The 17424-nt window shown below is 41.6% G+C and carries 18 protein-coding genes and 1 pseudogene; 6 read left to right on the top strand and 13 right to left on the bottom strand.

Annotated elements, in window-relative coordinates; translation table 11 throughout:
• The first annotated feature begins 119 nt into the window (after positions 1-119).
• On the top strand, positions 120-731 hold the full coding sequence (locus WA279_RS05630; RefSeq protein ID WP_015383573.1) for a hypothetical protein: 612 nt from the start codon (positions 120-122) through the stop codon (positions 729-731).
• Between the two features lie 39 nt (positions 732-770).
• On the opposite strand, the gene sigQ is transcribed toward WA279_RS05630, so the two are convergent.
• From sigQ to WA279_RS05610, 4 genes and pseudogenes are all read right to left on the bottom strand, one after another.
• Positions 771-1064, bottom strand: coding sequence for an anti-SigP sigma factor SigQ (gene sigQ, locus WA279_RS05625; protein WP_128473883.1), 294 nt, complete (start codon positions 1062-1064; stop codon positions 771-773).
• Positions 1061-1581, bottom strand: a pseudogene (gene ylaC, locus WA279_RS05620) (RNA polymerase sigma factor YlaC). Before ylaC ends, sigQ begins: the two are co-directional and overlap by 4 nt.
• Entirely contained in the window at positions 1581-1850 is a 270-nt protein-coding gene (locus WA279_RS05615; protein WP_336154611.1) for a hypothetical protein, read from the bottom strand. The pseudogene ylaC and the gene WA279_RS05615 overlap by 1 nt, the downstream one beginning before the upstream one ends.
• Positions 1840-3780 (bottom strand): hypothetical protein, encoded by a 1941-nt coding sequence (locus WA279_RS05610; RefSeq protein ID WP_336154609.1) that lies wholly within the window; start codon positions 3778-3780, stop codon positions 1840-1842. The genes WA279_RS05615 and WA279_RS05610 overlap by 11 nt, the downstream gene beginning before the upstream one ends.
• A 284-nt stretch (positions 3781-4064) precedes the next feature.
• Between WA279_RS05610 and nprE the strand changes: the two genes are divergently transcribed.
• Positions 4065-5630, top strand: coding sequence for a neutral metalloprotease NprE (nprE, locus tag WA279_RS05605; RefSeq protein WP_003245026.1), 1566 nt, complete (start codon positions 4065-4067; stop codon positions 5628-5630).
• A gap of 350 nt (positions 5631-5980) precedes the next feature.
• On the top strand, positions 5981-6895 hold the full coding sequence (locus WA279_RS05600) for a class I SAM-dependent methyltransferase (RefSeq protein ID WP_336154607.1): 915 nt from the start codon (positions 5981-5983) through the stop codon (positions 6893-6895).
• A gap of 77 nt (positions 6896-6972) precedes the next feature.
• Here WA279_RS05600 and WA279_RS05595 read toward each other — a convergent pair whose 3' ends face one another.
• From WA279_RS05595 to WA279_RS05585, 3 genes are all read right to left on the bottom strand, one after another.
• The gene (locus WA279_RS05595; RefSeq protein ID WP_251187143.1) at positions 6973-7401 is read right to left on the bottom strand and encodes a GNAT family N-acetyltransferase; all 429 of its coding nucleotides are present in this window, start codon (positions 7399-7401) and stop codon (positions 6973-6975) included.
• A 25-nt stretch (positions 7402-7426) separates the two neighbouring features.
• On the bottom strand, positions 7427-8224 hold the full coding sequence (suhB, locus tag WA279_RS05590) for an inositol-1-monophosphatase (RefSeq protein WP_014476703.1): 798 nt from the start codon (positions 8222-8224) through the stop codon (positions 7427-7429).
• Positions 8225-8363: 139 nt separating this feature from the next.
• Positions 8364-8552: a hypothetical protein gene (locus WA279_RS05585; RefSeq protein ID WP_009967148.1), complete on the bottom strand. Its 189-nt coding sequence runs from the start codon at positions 8550-8552 to the stop codon at positions 8364-8366.
• A gap of 239 nt (positions 8553-8791) precedes the next feature.
• Between WA279_RS05585 and WA279_RS05580 the strand changes: the two genes are divergently transcribed.
• Positions 8792-9430 carry a YktB family protein gene (locus WA279_RS05580; RefSeq protein WP_015252167.1) on the top strand — a complete coding sequence of 213 codons (639 nt, stop codon included), beginning with the start codon at positions 8792-8794 and terminating at the stop codon, positions 9428-9430.
• Between the two features lie 33 nt (positions 9431-9463).
• On the opposite strand, the gene WA279_RS05575 is transcribed toward WA279_RS05580, so the two are convergent.
• The gene (locus WA279_RS05575) at positions 9464-9730 is read right to left on the bottom strand and encodes a UPF0223 family protein (protein ID WP_014479696.1); all 267 of its coding nucleotides are present in this window, start codon (positions 9728-9730) and stop codon (positions 9464-9466) included.
• A gap of 184 nt (positions 9731-9914) precedes the next feature.
• Between WA279_RS05575 and speA the strand changes: the two genes are divergently transcribed.
• Positions 9915-11387, top strand: a complete 1473-nt coding sequence (gene speA, locus WA279_RS05570) for an arginine decarboxylase (protein ID WP_014479695.1) — start codon at positions 9915-9917, stop codon at positions 11385-11387.
• 39 nt (positions 11388-11426) lie between these two features.
• On the opposite strand, the gene WA279_RS05565 is transcribed toward speA, so the two are convergent.
• Positions 11427-11546, bottom strand: coding sequence for a GapA-binding peptide SR1P (locus WA279_RS05565; protein WP_003232305.1), 120 nt, complete (start codon positions 11544-11546; stop codon positions 11427-11429).
• Positions 11547-11965: 419 nt separating this feature from the next.
• Here WA279_RS05565 and slp point away from each other — a divergent pair, with 419 nt between their 5' ends.
• On the top strand, positions 11966-12340 hold the full coding sequence (gene slp / locus WA279_RS05560) for a peptidoglycan-associated lipoprotein Slp (RefSeq protein ID WP_003245672.1): 375 nt from the start codon (positions 11966-11968) through the stop codon (positions 12338-12340).
• A gap of 44 nt (positions 12341-12384) precedes the next feature.
• On the opposite strand, the gene lpdA is transcribed toward slp, so the two are convergent.
• From lpdA to pdhA, 4 genes are all read right to left on the bottom strand, one after another.
• Positions 12385-13797 (bottom strand): dihydrolipoyl dehydrogenase, encoded by a 1413-nt coding sequence (lpdA, locus tag WA279_RS05555; RefSeq protein ID WP_003232309.1) that lies wholly within the window; start codon positions 13795-13797, stop codon positions 12385-12387.
• Between the two features lie 4 nt (positions 13798-13801).
• Positions 13802-15130, bottom strand: coding sequence for a pyruvate dehydrogenase complex dihydrolipoyllysine-residue acetyltransferase (gene pdhC, locus WA279_RS05550; protein WP_003232311.1), 1329 nt, complete (start codon positions 15128-15130; stop codon positions 13802-13804).
• A 114-nt stretch (positions 15131-15244) separates the two neighbouring features.
• Positions 15245-16222, bottom strand: a complete 978-nt coding sequence (gene pdhB / locus WA279_RS05545) for a pyruvate dehydrogenase complex E1 component subunit beta (RefSeq protein ID WP_014113660.1) — start codon at positions 16220-16222, stop codon at positions 15245-15247.
• A gap of 3 nt (positions 16223-16225) precedes the next feature.
• Positions 16226-17341, bottom strand: coding sequence for a pyruvate dehydrogenase (acetyl-transferring) E1 component subunit alpha (gene pdhA / locus WA279_RS05540; RefSeq protein ID WP_003222294.1), 1116 nt, complete (start codon positions 17339-17341; stop codon positions 16226-16228).
• Positions 17342-17424: the final 83 nt, after the last annotated feature.

The following is a 17424-nucleotide window of genomic DNA, read 5'->3' as shown; positions in this document are numbered from 1 at the left end:
GCCTTCAAAAAGTAGTTCGGCAACGATACACATAAAATACCATAGCGCCTATTCCTCCACCGGAAACTACTCCCTATAATGGAATTTGTAGCACAATTCATAAAAGGGAGAGAAGAAACATGAAGAAAACATTTGTAAAAAAAGCTATGTTAACGACTGCCGCAATGACCTCAGCTGCTCTATTAACGTTCGGTCCTGATGCAGCCAGCGCAAAAACACTGGTTGATAACACTGCTGTTCAACTCCAGCATCAGGCGAGCACTAACGAAGATCTCAATACATTCATTGATATATTAAATCAATGTATTTACGAACAAGACGGTGTATATTATTTTGACAGCGAAAAAGCTGTCGAGTTAGGAATGACAAAAGAAGAGGCTCAGGTAATTGCTACACTCTGGGAATCGACATCAGAATTTTTCAGCATTGTTTCACAATGTGTGTATCTCGAGGATGGAAATTACAAATTTGATACAGAAAAAGCAGTTGAACTTGGCTTCACAGAAAAAGAAGCACTTGCACTTGAACAATTTTTCTCCGCTGTTTCTCTCAAGATTCACATTCTTCAAGCAGCCATTGTGCTACAAGATGATGTGTACAGCTATGATAAAGACGCAGCGCTACAAGCAGGTGCAACGCCACTGCAAGCTGACGTTTATGAAAAACTCTTCAGTGCCCTGTCACAAGAACAGCTTGCCGCTATTTACGATATGATTCATCCCCAGGCTTAATGTAAAAAAGCGCTTGCCGGAATCGGACAAGCGCTTTTTTTATATCAGCAGTTTGATGATCAGCATCATGGCAACCGCCGCTCCAAACCAGCAGGCAGCTTTCATGATCAGTAATCCATAGTACCTCTGTTTAAAACGCAGTTCTTCTTCCGGCAGAAAAGCCTCCTCAACGGCCTGTTCGCTTTCCAATTCAAATGGCTCAGCCATCGTGTCATACATGTCTCTGCAGCTGCTGCACATTTTTAAATGCTTTTCTATAACGTGTTCTGTTTCTCTTTTACAATCTCCTTCAAGATACAGAGGAAGCAGGTCTCTTACTAGAAAGCAGGTCATATCCGCTCCTCCTCTCTACTTTTCGTCATATTTTTCTTTAGCTCTAATCTAGCCCGGTGCAATGTGGTTTTCACCTTAGAAAGACTCCATCCTAATATCTCAGCGATTTCTTCATAAGAAAGCTCTTGGAATTCTCTTAAAATCAAAACGGATTGATGCTGATCTTTTAACTTCAGGAGCTCCTGCCACAGTGTTTCGCTTTTTACCGTCCGTGACAGATACTGTTCAGGCTGCTCATAAGTTGTTTGCGTTAACCCTTCATTTTTGCTGATATCAGTAAATTGGTATTTGACATCCCTGCGGTACCAATTGATAAAGGTATGATGCGCAATGGTATAGAGCCATGTTCTGATAGAAGAATGCCCCCTAAACGAGGCCAGACCGTTAAGAGCTTCACGAACGTGTCTTGCGCTAAGTCCTTGGCTGTTTCAAGGTGATGAGTCCTTCTGAATAAATAATTTAAAATTTCTTGATAATACTGCCGATACAAGTCCTCAATGGAATCCCTATGCTTCATTAAAAGTAAAACCACACCGTCATCCAAATGGCCAATAAAATGAAACAGATATACATGGAAGACAGGTATACTTTCATATATCTGATTTGGCTTTCTTCTTCAGCACCGGGACTTCTCTTTAAACAAGTTTTACTCTTTAAGTCTTCCGCATTCTTTTGAAATTGGAATTCATGCTGTTTCATCCATTCCATTGATTCATCCTCTAGCTCTCCTTCTTTATACAGGTCGTATAAGTCTACAAAAACAGACTCTTTTTCTTTATGATTCATAAAGACTTTTCACCTCTTGTGTTTCTCCATCCACTACATAGGCATCATGGCGATTTGAACCAAACGGCTGAATAATGATCAGCCATGCATAATGCCGTTCACCCTCTCTTTGAACGATAATCGGACGCATACGCTTTTTGTAAATAACATCCTGATATAGAGAAGCTACTTTTTCGTAAGCCAACGTTCCATTACGATACGTATAGGGGAATGACTGATCAGGTGTATCGCTGTATACATAAACGTTTAGCTGACCTTGGTCTTCAAAAAACTCATATGTTTTAGATGAATCAGTATATATTACCAAGTCACTCTTCCTGCTTTTTTTCTTCATTTCTGATACATCAGCATCAAAGACTGTTAATACCTGCCGCTGCAGCTGGCTGTTAGTCAGTGAAATTTCCTTTTTCATTGGAATCGAGAGACTGTGTAAACTACCGGATTCTCCATCAAACTCCAATATAATTCCATCTTTTGTTTCAACACGCACCATGCTTCCGAGCAGGCTGTCGCTTTCAATATCAGTGATCTGATAAGGCTGTTTTGAGATGTTCAGCGCTGTAAACATTTGTTCCACTTTGTCGTGAATGTCTTGTTCCGTTATATGAACATGCAGAAGAGAGTCAAGCTGATAAATCGAAGGATCTTCACTAAACCCCATTAAGGTTTCCTTTTCCCAATAAAATACCGCGCCATCATCAGCATGATCTTTTTTATGAAGTTGATTTTTCAGGTAAATACGTACAACTGTCTGGCCGTCTTCTTGAGATACCTTTGTTTCGATATGATCCTTATGTAACACACGTCCGTGTCGCTCAAGGAAAGCGATGGACTTTCGCTTGTACTCCTGATTCGTTAGCTTTTTCCCATGTGCTTTTTGTAAGTATTCATAATTACGAATCAGCTGCGATACTTCATCTACCTCAGCTTTATAACCTTTGCTTTCAAATGAGTAGAAATAATGCACATCCATGTTTGTATCGTGCAAATAAAGTGTTTCGTCCGTAGGAAAAAATGACTTTAGTATCTGTTCCGCTTTTTCTGATGAAATGTGCTCCCCGACAAAATTGAATGAATCATGGACATTTGCTGGCTTTGATACAGCGAAAGCAGCCGTTCCTATGTTATATATCGGATTTAACAGCAGGACAAAAAACAACATGACAGCCATCGTCACCCACTTATCCACACGCACATAAACCTTTCCTGACTTTTGGAACAGATGATAGCTCATCAAAAATCCGGCCATTGCCAAATAAATCGTATATGGCATTACTGTACCATAATCTTTTGAGATTTGATTGGGATATGGCGCAAGCAGCAAGACAAGCAGTCCGATAATCAGCGTATAAAATAAGCCTAGTAAAATCTTATTTGTTCTCCAATACAGCTTGAAAAACACAACATTCAACGCAATGGGAAGAGTGATGATGAAAAACAGAAACACGAATGCAATTGGCTCGACTCCATCCGGATTTTCCTTCCAATACGTAAAGAAACTGAATATCATTTGTACGATTGGCAAACTGACAACGGCAAGGTCGAACGTATAAAACTTACCCTTTCCGCCATGATCACGCGGCATCAGCATATAGTGAAAAGCCGTCAGCAACACATATCCGTATAACAAAAAATGCAGCAGCGGCAGCAGTTCTTTTCCGTCCTCTCTTAAGTAAGCGCTGGTGAAGTTTGTTGATTGCACCTGGTGAATAAGTTCAACAGACACTCCCGCCAGCAGCACAATCCGCAATATAACACCCGCCAAGAACATTGTGCGCTGCCGGTTTATTTTAGGATGATGCACCAAAAGATATAAGCCCGACAGAACAACAATTGACCATTGAATCAGCAGGGTGCTTTGTCTGCTTAATATAAAATAACGTTCGAAATGCAATACATAATGACTGAATAACTCCAACACGAACAACAATCCTTTACTTCTTATTAAGGCCTCATTCGGTTAGACAGCGGACTTTTCAAAAAGTTTCAAGATGAAACAAAAATATCTCATCTTCCCCTTGATATGTAAAAAACATAACTCTTGAGTGAACCATCACATGACACTTGACTCATCTTGATATTATTCAACAAAAACAAACACAGGACAATACTATCAATTTTGTCTAGTTATGTTAGTTTTTGTTGAGTATTCCAGAATGCTAGTTTAATATAACAATATAAAGTTTTCAGTATTTTCAAAAAGGGGGATTTATTGTGGGTTTAGGTAAGAAATTGTCTGTTGCTGTCGCTGCTTCGTTTATGAGTTTATCAATCAGCCTTCCTGGTGTTCAGGCTGCTGAAGGTCATCAGCTTAAAGAGAATCAAACAAATTTCCTCTCCAAAAACGCGATTGCGCAATCAGAACTCTCTGCACCAAATGACAAGGCTGTCAAGCAGTTTTTGAAAAAGAACAGCAACATTTTTAAAGGTGACCCTTCCAAAAGGCTGAAGCTTGTTGAAAGCACGACTGATGCCCTTGGATACAAGCACTTTCGATATGCGCCTGTCGTTAACGGAGTGCCAATTAAAGATTCGCAAGTGATCGTTCACGTCGATAAATCCGATAATGTCTATGCGGTCAATGGTGAATTACACAATCAATCTGCTGCAAAAACAGATAACAGCCAAAAAGTCTCTTCTGAAAAAGCGCTGGCACTCGCTTTCAAAGCTATCGGCAAATCACCAGACGCTGTTTCTAACGGAGCGGCCAAAAACAGCAATAAAGCCGAATTGAAAGCGATAGAAACAAAAGACGGCAGCTATCGTCTTGCTTACGACGTGACGATTCGCTATGTCGAGCCTGAACCTGCAAACTGGGAAGTCTTAGTTGACGCCGAAACAGGCAGCATTTTAAAACAGCAAAATAAAGTAGAACATGCCGCCGCCACTGGAAGCGGAACAACTCTAAAGGGCGCAACTGTTCCTTTGAACATCTCTTATGAAGGCGGAAAATATGTTCTAAGAGATCTTTCAAAACCAACAGGCACCCAAATCATCACATATGATTTGCAAAATAGACAAAGCCGCCTTCCGGGCACGCTTGTCTCAAGCACAACGAAAACATTTACATCTTCATCACAGCGGGCAGCCGTTGACGCACACTATAACCTCGGTAAAGTGTACGATTATTTTTATTCAAACTTTAAACGAAACAGCTATGATAACAAAGGCAGTAAAATCGTTTCTTCCGTTCACTACGGCACTCAATACAATAACGCTGCATGGACAGGAGACCAGATGATTTACGGTGATGGCGACGGTTCATTCTTCTCTCCGCTTTCCGGCTCATTAGATGTGACTGCGCATGAAATGACACATGGCGTCACCCAAGAAACAGCCAACTTGATTTATGAAAATCAGCCAGGTGCATTAAACGAGTCTTTCTCTGACGTATTCGGGTATTTTAACGATACAGAAGACTGGGACATCGGTGAAGACATTACGGTCAGCCAGCCTGCTCTTCGCAGCCTGTCCAACCCTACAAAATACAACCAGCCTGACAATTACGCCAATTACAGAAACCTTCCAAACACAGATGAAGGCGATTATGGCGGTGTACACACAAACAGCGGAATTCCAAACAAAGCCGCTTACAACACCATCACAAAACTTGGTGTATCTAAATCACAGCAAATCTATTACCGTGCGTTAACAACGTACCTCACGCCTTCTTCCACGTTCAAAGATGCCAAGGCAGCTCTCATTCAGTCTGCCCGTGACCTCTACGGCTCAACTGATGCCGCTAAAGTTGAAGCAGCCTGGAATGCTGTTGGATTGTAATATTAGGAAAAGCCTGAGATCCCTCAGGCTTTTTTGTTACATATCTTGATTTCTCTCTTCAGCAGAAACAACGAAAAGATGCTGTCATGAGACAGCAACCGCTTCTGATTTGCAAAAAGAGGGATGCAGCCGCAAGTGCGCATTTTATAAAAGCTAATGATTCAGTCCACATAATTGATAGACGAATTCTGCTACAGGTCACGTGGCTATGTGAAGGATCGCGCGTCCAGTTAAGAGCAAAAACATTGACAAAAAAATTTATTTATGCTAAAATTTACTATTAATATATTTGTATGTATAATAAGATTCTCCTGGCCAGGGGAATCTTATTTTTTGTGGAGGATCATTTCATGAGGAAAAATGAGTCCAGCTTAACGTCTTTGATTTCAGCTTTTGCCCGTGCATATCACAGCCGATATGACACACCTCTTATTTTTGATGATTTTATCGCAAAAGATCTCATTAATGAAAAAGAGTTTATTGACATCAGTAAAAATATGGTTCAAGGAATATCGTTTTTCAACAAAGAGATCGCCGAACGTCTTCAAAATGATCCTGAAAAAATATTAAAATGGGTTGCACAAATCCAGCTGTCTCCCACGCCCCTAGCACGTGCTTCTTATTGTGAAAAAATCTTGCACAACGAAATAATCCTGGGGGCAAAACAGTATGTCATTCTTGGAGCGGGGCTGGATACTTTCTGCTTTCGGCATCCAGAATTAGAAAACAGCTTACAGGTTTTCGAGGTTGACCATCCGGCTACACAGCAATTCAAAAAAAATAAGCTGAAGGATGCAAATCTGACAATTCCGGGTCATCTTCATTTTGTTCCTATGGATTTCACCAAAACGTTTTCATATGATCCTCTTTTAGATGAAGGATTTAAGAACACAAAAACATTCTTCAGCCTTCTCGGAGTGTCTTATTATGTAACACAGGAAGAAAATGCAAGCTTGATAAGCAATTTATTTTCTCATGTCCCGCCTGGAAGCTCTATTGTTTTTGATTATGCGGACGAAACACTTTTTACAGCAAAAGGGACGTCGAATCGAGTTGAACATATGGTGAAGATGGCTGCCGCAAGCGGGGAACCGATGAAATCATGTTTCACTTATCAAGAGATTGAACATCTGTTAGAGTCATCTGGTTTACTGATCTATGAACATCTATCACCAGACGACATCAATGACCTTTTCTTTAGTAATCGAAAAGACAATTTGTCAGCGTTTGAAACGATTCATTATATTCATGCGGTAAAAAAATAATTTTCAAATCATCAGAAGCCTCTCAATGTTTGAGAGGCTTTTTATTGAACCCGCATGCAGCAAATAAGCTGCCGTTATCATACGGCAGCTTCTGCTAAAGGCTTCACCAAGATCATAAATGATTTGCCTTTCTCATCTTTTTCCGTTTTCAGCTGTTCAAAGCCGCATTGGCTTAAAAACAGTATCCATTCACTGCGCTCAATGGGAACTCCCGCAAACATCGCTTTGTGTTTGGCTCTAAGCAATTTGCTGATCTGTTCAATGATCATCTTCGCATGTCCCTTTTTTTCTTCAGCAGGGTCAATCAGGACCGTTCCGAGCCACGGCTTACCGTTTGAAGGAGACCACTCGAGATGGTAGCTGACGGCAACAGGCAGACCGTCTTTTTCCCATACAAGCCATGCCCCGTTGTACATGGAATAGGAGATGATATAGTCTTCTGCATCTTTATCTCCAAACTCCTCCTCTTTCCATACAGGATGAGCCTCCGCGAGCTTTTCTAACAAGCTGAGATCATCCTGCTCAAATGGCCTACTTCCCAGCATGAAGATACTCTTCAAATATCGTTTTATGTATAGATGGGTTTCCGGCTAGCACACTGTGGTTTTCTAAAAAGGTAAACGGCTCTCCTTCAATGGTCGTATAGATGCCTCCTACTTCATTTAACAGCACACAGCCGGCTGCGTAGTCCCATGGCGCAAGGCGCATCGTGATGTAAGCATCTATTCTTCCTGCCGCGACATTTGCCAGCTCTAAAGCGGCAGAACCGTATGAGCGTGTGCCTCTGACTCTTTTCACAAGTGGCGCTAACACACTTTGATCAATTCTTCTGTTTTCCGTTACCCATGTTGCATTAATGGCAAGAATCGCTTCTTCAATGACGGTTTCTTTTAAAGGAGCCAGCTTCGTTTCATTCATATAAGCCCCTCTGCCGCTAAATGCGTGATACAGCTCATCGTGCACCACATCATAAATTAAACCGATTTTCCCTTCACCGTTTTCAAAAATCCCAATGGAAATCGCAAAATTTCTTTGCTGGTGCACAAAATTCATCGTCCCATCAATTGGATCAATAATCCATACGACTCCCTCAAGTGAGTGGATTTTGTCTCCTTGCCCCTCTTCACCGAGTATCCGATGTCCCGGAAATGTTTCTTGAATTCGATCAATGAAAAACTTTTCGGTTTCTTTGTCAATATTGGTGACTAAATCATTCGGATTTGATTTCGTTTCAATTGTCAGGCTTTCATGCATGGATTGTTTAATTCTCGCGCCTGCTTCTCTTATCCATTTCTTTGCAATCTCATCAATTTCCGTCCAATTTGTCATTCGTTCGTACCTCTCTTCTATGTAGACCTTTTATTTTATAGGATACTGATAACGGCAATGAAAAAGCAAGGAAAATGAAAAATATCCCTTCTCACGTAAAAACGAACCATTCATGCGGTTCGTTTTCACTATCGCTTTTTTACCCGTTAAGACGAATCCATTCTTTTCTAAGTCGCTCAAGTTTGTTTTTGCTTTGTTCAATCTGCTCTTCATTTTCTTTCTGCATTGCTTCATATAGGGTTGCCAATTCATAATCAACCTCTAGTCTCCAGACAGCAACACGATTGTTTTTCTCTTCCTTAAATCCCTCTTTTACAACTTGCCTCATTGTCTTTCGCCCCTTCCAGAGATCATTTGTTTGTAAAAAAGCATCCCATTTTGCCATTCAACAATGATTACTTCTTATATCGTATGATTGTTCTATTTACGCGCAACATGATTCTGAAAATTGTGTGTTTACCTATTCGTTTATTACCACATTTCCCCTTACTTCAAACGCACTCAATCTTTTTGAAGCTCGTATGAACTGTGATAAAATATGTATACTTAGCATGAAGGAGGAAAATCATGACACAAATGCGTTTCACTGAAGAGGACTTTAACACATTTACAATAGAAGGCTTAGACGCGCGCATGGAAGTATTAAAAGAGACGGTCCGTCCGAAGCTTACAGCTCTAGGCGAACATTTTGCCCCAACTTTATCAGCTTTAACCGGAGATGAAATGTTTCCGCATGTGGCAAAGCATGCAAGAAGATCCGTCAATCCCCCTGCTGACAGCTGGGTGGCGTTCGCAAACAGCAAAAGAGGCTATAAAAAACTGCCGCATTTCCAAATTGGTTTATGGGAAAGCCACGTCTTTGTGTGGTTCGCGATTATTTATGAATCCCCTATCAAAGAAGAATACGGCAAATTGCTTGAAGTGAACCAAGAAACCATTACGAAAAATATCCCTGACAGCTTCGTTTGGTCTGCAGATCACACAAAACCGGGAGTACATAAACAGTCTGAAATGGACAAGGAACAGCTGAAGACACTGTTTGAGCGTTTGCAGACTGTAAAGAAAGCTGAGCTGTTATGCGGCATCCAGCTCCAAAAAGAAGAAGTGCTGAATATGAATAACCAGGAATTCCTTCAGCGTATCGACGATGCCTTTAAGCAGCTGGCTTTTCTGTACCGTCTCACCCAAAAAGTATCACAAGCATAAAAAAGAGCCGGGATATCCCCCGGCTCTCTTTTCTTACATCTTAATCTTCGCGATATCAGATTCTCTCGCCTGTTTGACCGTGCGATAAGGAGAATATGTACTTTGTTCCTCAAACTCGCCGCATAGCTTTTTTTCCTCGGCTTTCCCCGGTACAATTTCCTTGAAACGGCGGTAAGCTTTAAGCAGTTCTTCACGATCCGCCCCTTTTTCATATGCAAGCTCAACCTGCTGGAAAAATGCAATCACATCCACTGCTTCTTCGGTTGTCCAATCTTCATTCATCGGATATTGATACTCCATTTTCTTCACTCCTTGTAGATTTACTTCCCTTAAGAGAAAGCATCTTCATTTGATCATAAATTGTTCTTTACATTCTTTCAAGTTCATAATATAATTCATTTGTTTTACGTCTAAAAAACGGTTGAGAAACTGATTTTAATACACACTATTATGCATAGGTATGATTACAAAGGTGGGAAAACAATTGTCGCAACATGAAACACCCTTATACACAGGACTGAAAAAGCATGCAAGCAGACAGCCTGTTCAATTCCACATTCCCGGCCATAAAAAAGGGGCAGGAATGGACCCAGAATTCAGACAATTTATCGGTGAAAACGCGTTAAGCATAGATTTGATTAATATTGAACCATTAGACGATCTGCACGCGCCAAAAGGCATTATTAAACAAGCACAAGATCTGGCTGCTGAAGCATTTGGAGCGGATCATACATTTTTTTCCGTTCAAGGAACAAGCGGCGCCATTATGACAATGGTAATGGCTGTTTGCGGACCTGGCGATAAAATTATTATTCCAAGAAATGTTCATAAATCAATTATGACAGCTATTGTATTTTCCGGAGCGGTTCCAATTTTTATTCATCCTGAAATTGACAATGAATTGGGCATCTCCCACGGCATTACACTTGAATCTGCTAAACGGGCGCTTACCGAACATCCGGATGCAAAAGGGCTTCTCGTCATCAACCCGACATATTTCGGTGTTGCAGCCGACTTAAAAAGCATCGTAGAACTCGCTCATTCGTTTGATGTGCCAGTGCTTGTGGATGAAGCACACGGCGTTCACATTCATTTTCACGACGAATTGCCGCTATCGGCTATGCAGGCAGGAGCGGACATAGCAGCGACAAGTGTACACAAGCTGGGCGGATCACTCACGCAAAGTTCGATTTTAAACATGAGAGAGGGCCTTGTATCAAAAGACAGAGTGCAATCCATACTGAGCATGCTGACAACTACGTCAACTTCTTACTTGCTTCTCGCTTCTTTGGATGTTGCCAGAAAACGCCTTGCAACAGAAGGCCACCAGCTTGCTGAGGAAACACTAAAGCTTGCCAATCAGACGAGAGATCGCCTCAACCAGATTGAAGGCATTTATTGTGTCGGTTCTGAGATTCTTGGGTCGAAAGCAGCTTACAGCTATGATCCGACAAAATTGATTATCTCTGTGAAAAGTCTTGGCCTGACAGGACATGACGTGGAAAAATGGCTTCGTGAATCCTTTAATATTGAGGTTGAGCTTTCTGATCTGTACAATATTTTGTGTATTTTCACTCCTGGTGACAGCCAAAATGATGCAGACCGGCTTGTAGAGGCTTTAACTGAGATCGCACAGCAAATGTCAGAACAAGATGTAACACATCAGCAAACTGAGGTTCTGCTTCCAGAAATACCTTTATTGGCAATGACTCCGCGTGATGCTTTCTATGCAAATACGGAAGTCATCCCATTAAAAGAAGCATCCGGACGGATTATTGCTGAATTTGTCATGGTATATCCGCCTGGTATTCCAATCTTCATTCCAGGAGAAATTATTACAGAAGAAAACATCAGCTACATTTTTAAAAACCTTGACGCAGGCCTCCCTGTTCAAGGACCTGAGGACTCGACTTTACATATGATCCGGGTCATCAAAGAACAAAAAGCAATTCAATAAAAAATAAAAAGCATGCGGCTTAAAGCCGCATGCTTTTTTTTACTCTTCATCAACAGGACATTGACATTGTCCGCAGCATGTTCCGTATAATGTTGTCACTTTCTCATCTTCAAAGTAATGAATGGCTTCGTTGCAATCTTGGCAAACAATCGTACCCATCTCTTATTCCCCATTTCTTTGAAATTTGAAAACGCTTAATTTCTTTTGTTGTTATTATATTAATATGTCACATTTAAAATGTCAACAACAAACTGTATAACACATTTTATTTCATCTCATCATATTCACCTTGTTTTTCCATTTTCCATCATACAATATCTTCTTCATACAGAAGCTTTACTCGATATATATGCCACAGCACATAATGTAATTTCACGTTTTCTTGAACTTTCATCCAAGAATGCAGCAAAAAATTCAATATACCCCAGGTTGCTATTTTAAACGATTGATATAAATATGTAATCTCACTTTAAAAACGGTTTCAATTATATAACAATTAGGTAACAAGAAGCAGATTAAGCCGCCTCTCGTGATAAACTAAAGCTAGTTAACTACTGTTTATACAGAGGAGAAGATAGATGCGATATCGCGCGGTATTCCCCATGCTGATAATAGTATTTGCTTTATCGGGCTGTACGCTTTCCACCATCAATCCGATGAAAAAAAGCCGGATTGACAACATTCATCATACACAAATCCTGTTTTTTTCTGATGAGAACCAAATAGACCAGGAAGCGCCTTATTACGATGCACTGCTTGATTTAGAAAAAGATTATCCCGAGCAAATAGATAAAATGAAGGTCTATGATAAAAAAGAAGGCTGGGAAGATGAGATTGAAACTGTCCCTACCCTTATGGTTGTTGATCAGCGCCATGTCGTGGTGAAAATCGAGGGATGTGTGAAAAAGAAAGAAGACATCATTAAACCATTACAGCATGTGCTGTCAAAATAAAAAAACAGCCCCGCTTTGAGCGAGGGCTGTTTTTGATATGAAAATTATTTTACGATGTGAATCGGACTTCCGATTGCCACTTCAGCAGCTTCCATTGTGATTTCGCCCAATGTTGGGTGAGCGTGAATTGTCATCGCGATATCTTCAGCAGTCATGCCGCCTTCAATCGCTAAGCTTAATTCAGAAATCATATCAGAAGCACTTGCTCCGGCGATTTGCGCACCGATCACAAGACCGTCCTCTTTACGAGTGATCAGCTTCATGAAGCCGTCTGTTTCGTTAAGAGAAAGCGCGCGGCCGTTTGCTGCAAATGGGAATTTAGCAGCCACAATGTCAAGACCTTCTTCTTTCGCCTGTGCTTCAGTGTAACCAACTGATGCAAGTTCAGGCTCAGAGAAAACAACCGCAGGAATACCAAGGTAATCGATTTCTGCAGGCTCTCCAGCGATAGCTTCTGCAGCGATTTTACCTTCGTAAGATGCTTTATGAGCAAGCGGCGGTCCTTCGATGATATCACCGATTGCATAAATGTTAGGTACGTTTGTGCGGCACTGTTTGTCAGTTTTCACGATACCGCGGTCCGTCATTTCGATACCGACTTGCTCAAGACCAAGCTCATCAGTGTTTGGACGGCGTCCTACTGTAATCAATACGTAATCAGCATCAACAGTTTTTTCTTCGCCTTTTACTTCGAAAGTAACTGTTACGCCGTCTGGTCTTTCTTCAACGCCTTTAGCCATCGCGTTTGTATGGATTTCAACGTTGCCTTTTTTCTTCAGTCTGCGTGTAACAAGAGAACTCATTTGTTTTTCGAAGCCAGGAAGAATTTCATCTCCGCCTTCAAGAATAACAAGTTCAGTACCGAAGTTAGCATACGCAGTTCCAAGTTCAGTTCCGATGTATCCGCCGCCGATAACAACGAGCTTTTTAGGAATTTCTTTAAGAGCCAAAGCGCCAGTTGAATTCAGGACACGCTCACTATATTTGAAGTTTGGCAATTCGATAGGACGAGATCCAGTAGCGATGATTGCATTTTTGAACGTGTATGTTTGAGCAGAGTTCTCATCCATAACACGAACTGAATTGCTGTCTACAAAGTAAGCTTCACCTTTTACAACATCTACTTTGTTGCCTTTAAGAAGACCTGCTACACCGCCAGTAAGCTTGTTGACAACAGAAGCTTTCCATTCTTGAACTTTTGTGAAATCAACTGTTACATTCTCAGCAGTGATTCCCATGTCATCAGAATGTTTTGCATTCTCATAACGGTGACCTGCATTGATCAGCGCTTTTGAAGGGATACATCCAACGTTCAGACAAACGCCTCCAAGAGTTGCTTTTTCAACGACTGTTACTTTTTGTCCAAGCTGTGCAGCGCGGATGGCAGCTACATAGCCGCCAGGTCCCGCACCAATTACAAGAGTATCTGTTTCAATAGGGAAATCTCCTACTACCATAACATTACGCCTCCATTAAAATTAATTGTGGATCGTTCAGTAAACGCTTGATGTGATTTAATGCATTTTGCGCAGTTGCTCCGTCGATCATACGGTGGTCGAAGCTGAGAGAAAGAGCTAAGACTGGAGCTGCTACGATTTCGCCATCACGAACAATCGCTTTTTCTGCAATGCGTCCGATACCAAGAATCGCAACTTCTGGATGGTTGATAACCGGAGTGAACCATTGTCCGCCGGCAGAACCGATGTTTGTAATTGTGCAAGATGCGCCTTTCATTTCAGCTGGAGCAAGCTTGCCTTCACGAGCTTTTGTTGCAAGGCCATTGATCTCATCAGAAATTTCAAAGACAGATTTACGATCTGCATTTTTCACAACTGGTACAAGCAAGCCTTTTTCAGTGTCAGCAGCGATACCGATGTTGAAGTAATGTTTTTGGATGACTTCATCTGTTTTATCGTCAATTGACGTGTTTAAAACAGGGAATTTTTTCAGTGCAGATGTAAGAGCTTTTACAACGTAAGGCAAGTAAGTCAGCTTGATTCCTTGATCAGCAGCAACTTGTTTGAACTGTTTACGATGTGCAACAAGGTTTGTTACGTCCACTTCGTCCATTAACGTTACGTGAGGAGCAGTGTGTTTAGAGTTAACCATCGCTTTTGCAATTGCTTTACGGATACCGCTCATTTTTTCGCGTGTTTCTGGGAATTCGCCCTCTGGAGCTGGTGCAGCAGCCGGTTTAGCAGCTGTTTCTTGTGGTGCAGCTGTTTCTTGCGGTGCAGCTTCTTGTGCTCCTCCGTTTACAAAGCTGTCGATATCTTCTTTTACAACACGTCCGTTGTTGCCTGAACCAGTAACCTTACGGATGTCTACGCCTTTTTCACGAGCATATTTACGTACGGAAGGCATAGCGATCACGCGTTTGTTCGGGTCAACTTCAGCTTGATCCTGCTGTCCTGCGCCAGTAGCTTTTGCAGGCTCTTGAGCTTGCTCTTCTTTCGCAACGTCTTGTCCAGCTTCTGCAGTTGACTGAACTTGTGCTTCAGTTTTCGCATCGTCAGACTCGTCGCTACCTTTAAATTGAAGATCTTCGTAACCAGGTGCATCAAACGTAATAATCGTTTGTCCAACAGTTGCAACCGTTCCCTCTTCAACTTTTAATTCTAATACTTTTCCTTTAACAGGTGAAGGAATTTCTACTACTGCTTTATCATTTTGGACTTCAGCCAGTACATCATCTTCGTCTACCTCGTCGTTAGGCTTGACAAACCATTTTACGATTTCGCCTTCGTGGATACCTTCCCCGATATCTGGAAGTTTAAATTCAAATGCCACAGTTCTCGACCTCCTAGTTTGATTAAGCAATTTTAAAGTTTACATCGTAAGCATTGAAAACAGATATATAATAGAGGGAAAACGTTCAGCTTCCCTCTCGATTATGCAGTTTGATTAAAATTCAAGCACTTTTCTTGCTGTTTCAAGAACGTCTTTATGGTTTGGAAGCCATACGCTCTCCGCTTGAGAGAAAGGAAATACTGTATCTGGCGCAGCCACGCGAAGTACAGGTGCTTCCAAGCTCAGGATCGCACGGTCATTAATTTCTGCTACTACGTTTGCAGCAATACCGGCTTGTTTTTGTGCCTCTTGAACGACAATCGCGCGTCCTGTTTTTTCTACAGAAGCGATAATTGTATCGATATCAAGTGGGCTTACTGTACGAAGGTCGACAACTTCAGCAGAAATGCCGTCTTTTTCAAGCTCCTCAGCAGCTTTTAATGATTCATGAACCATTGCGCCGTAAGTAATGATTGAAAGATCAGTACCTTCACGTTTCACGTCAGCTTTTCCAAGCTCAATTGTGTATTCTTCTTCAGGAACTTCCTGACGGAAAGAACGGTAAAGCTTCATATGCTCTAAGAAGACAACAGGATCATTGTCTCTGATCGCAGAAATTAAAAGTCCTTTGGCATCGTAAGGAGTTGATGGAATCACAACTTTGATACCAGGCTGTTGTGCAACAAGACCTTCCAAGCTGTCAGCGTGAAGTTCAGGAGTATGAACACCGCCGCCGAATGGAGAACGAATTGTTACAGGTGAAGTCCAGCGTCCGCCAGAACGGTAGCGCATACGAGCCATTTGGCCAGAAACTGAATCCATTACTTCATAAACAAATCCGAAGAATTGGATTTCCATTACCGGACGGAAGCCGTTTAAGCCTAAACCAAGGGCAAGACCGCCGATACCAGATTCAGCAAGTGGCGTGTCAAACACACGGTCTTCACCGAATTCTTTTTGCAATCCTTCTGTCGCACGGAATACGCCGCCGTTTACACCAACGTCTTCTCCGAAAACTAAGACATTTTCGTCATTTTTCAGTTCTGTGCGTAACGCATCCGTGATTGCTTGAATCATTGTCATTTGCGCCATGGCTTACTTCGACTCCTTCTGTGTATAAATTTCAAATTGCTCCTCAAGGTTGTGAGGCATTTTTTCGTACATGATTTTCATTAAATCAGTTACTTTTTGCTTCGGTTCAGCATCAGCTTTTTTGATCGCTTGCTTAATTTCTTCTTTCGCATCCTCAATTACTTTTGCTTCTTCTTCTTCAGACCATAAGCCTTTGTTTTCAAGGAACGCACGGAAACGTACAAGCGGATCTTTTTGTTCCCACTCATTTTCGATTTCTTTTGTCCGATATTTAGTAGGATCGTCACCAGCCATTGTGTGCGGGCCATAACGGAATGTAAGTGTTTCAATTAGTGTTGGACCTTCGCCGTTGATTGCGCGCTCGCGTGCTTCAGCAGTTGCTGCGTATACAGCAAGCGGATCCATTCCGTCTACTTGTACGCCGACAATACCGGCAGCTACAGCTTTTTGTGCAATTGTTTCAGCTGCAGATTGTTTTTCAACAGGAGTTGAAATCGCGTAACGGTTGTTTTGTACCACGAAGATCGCAGGTGCTTTATAAGCTCCGGCAAAGTTAATTCCTTCGTAGAAGTCCCCTTGAGAAGCTCCGCCGTCACCAGTGTAAGTGATTGCGACAGCTTTCTTACCGCGTTTTTTAAGACCTAGCGCAACACCGGCAGTTTGAATGTATTGAGCACCGATAATGATTTGTGGAGAAAGGGCATTCACATCATCAGGCATTTGGTTTCCTCTGAAATGTCCGCGAGAGAAAAGAAACGCTTGATATAATGGAAGGCCGTGCCAAATTAACTGAGGCACATCACGGTATCCAGGAAGAACAAAGTCTTCTTTTTCAAGCGCGAAATGCGTTGCAATCTGAGAAGCTTCTTGACCCGCAGTAGGAGCGTAAAATCCGAGACGTCCTTGACGGTTTAATGAGATAGAGCGTTGGTCAAGCACACGCGTAAATACCATGCGGCGCATTAGCTCTTTTAATTGATCATCAGTTAAATCAGGCATCGCCGCTTCATTCACGACTTCTCCCTTTTCATTTAAAATTTGGAACGTTTCGAACTGCTTTTTAATGGCATCAAATTGCTTTTTACTGTCAACGATAGCTTTTTTCGTTTTTGCAGCCATACTAAGTCACCTCTTCCTTTCTTTTAAACAGTCATTAGACGTGCATTCCTTTTATACATACAAACTTAGGGTACCCTAAAGTA

It is taken from the genome of Bacillus sp. 204(2023) (assembly GCF_037027505.1).
Taxonomy (GTDB): domain Bacteria; phylum Bacillota; class Bacilli; order Bacillales; family Bacillaceae; genus Bacillus; species Bacillus subtilis.
The sequence above is the reverse complement of the archived record's forward strand: the minus strand, read 5'-3'. Positions and strand labels throughout refer to the sequence as shown.

Coding starts and splice junctions, on each gene's coding strand:
- WA279_RS05630 (WP_015383573.1), top strand. CDS start 120: ATGAAGAAAACATTTGTAAAAAAAGCTATGTTAACGACTGCCGCAATG.
- sigQ (WP_128473883.1), bottom strand. CDS start 1,064: ATGACCTGCTTTCTAGTAAGAGACCTGCTTCCTCTGTATCTTGAAGGA.
- WA279_RS05615 (WP_336154611.1), bottom strand. CDS start 1,850: ATGAATCATAAAGAAAAAGAGTCTGTTTTTGTAGACTTATACGACCTG.
- WA279_RS05600 (WP_336154607.1), top strand. CDS start 5,981: ATGAGGAAAAATGAGTCCAGCTTAACGTCTTTGATTTCAGCTTTTGCC.
- suhB (WP_014476703.1), bottom strand. CDS start 8,224: ATGACAAATTGGACGGAAATTGATGAGATTGCAAAGAAATGGATAAGA.
- WA279_RS05585 (WP_009967148.1), bottom strand. CDS start 8,552: ATGAGGCAAGTTGTAAAAGAGGGATTTAAGGAAGAGAAAAACAATCGT.
- WA279_RS05580 (WP_015252167.1), top strand. CDS start 8,792: ATGACACAAATGCGTTTCACTGAAGAGGACTTTAACACATTTACAATA.
- WA279_RS05575 (WP_014479696.1), bottom strand. CDS start 9,730: ATGGAGTATCAATATCCGATGAATGAAGATTGGACAACCGAAGAAGCA.
- WA279_RS05565 (WP_003232305.1), bottom strand. CDS start 11,546: ATGGGTACGATTGTTTGCCAAGATTGCAACGAAGCCATTCATTACTTT.
- slp (WP_003245672.1), top strand. CDS start 11,966: ATGCGATATCGCGCGGTATTCCCCATGCTGATAATAGTATTTGCTTTA.
- lpdA (WP_003232309.1), bottom strand. CDS start 13,797: ATGGTAGTAGGAGATTTCCCTATTGAAACAGATACTCTTGTAATTGGT.
- pdhB (WP_014113660.1), bottom strand. CDS start 16,222: ATGGCGCAAATGACAATGATTCAAGCAATCACGGATGCGTTACGCACA.
- pdhA (WP_003222294.1), bottom strand. CDS start 17,341: ATGGCTGCAAAAACGAAAAAAGCTATCGTTGACAGTAAAAAGCAATTT.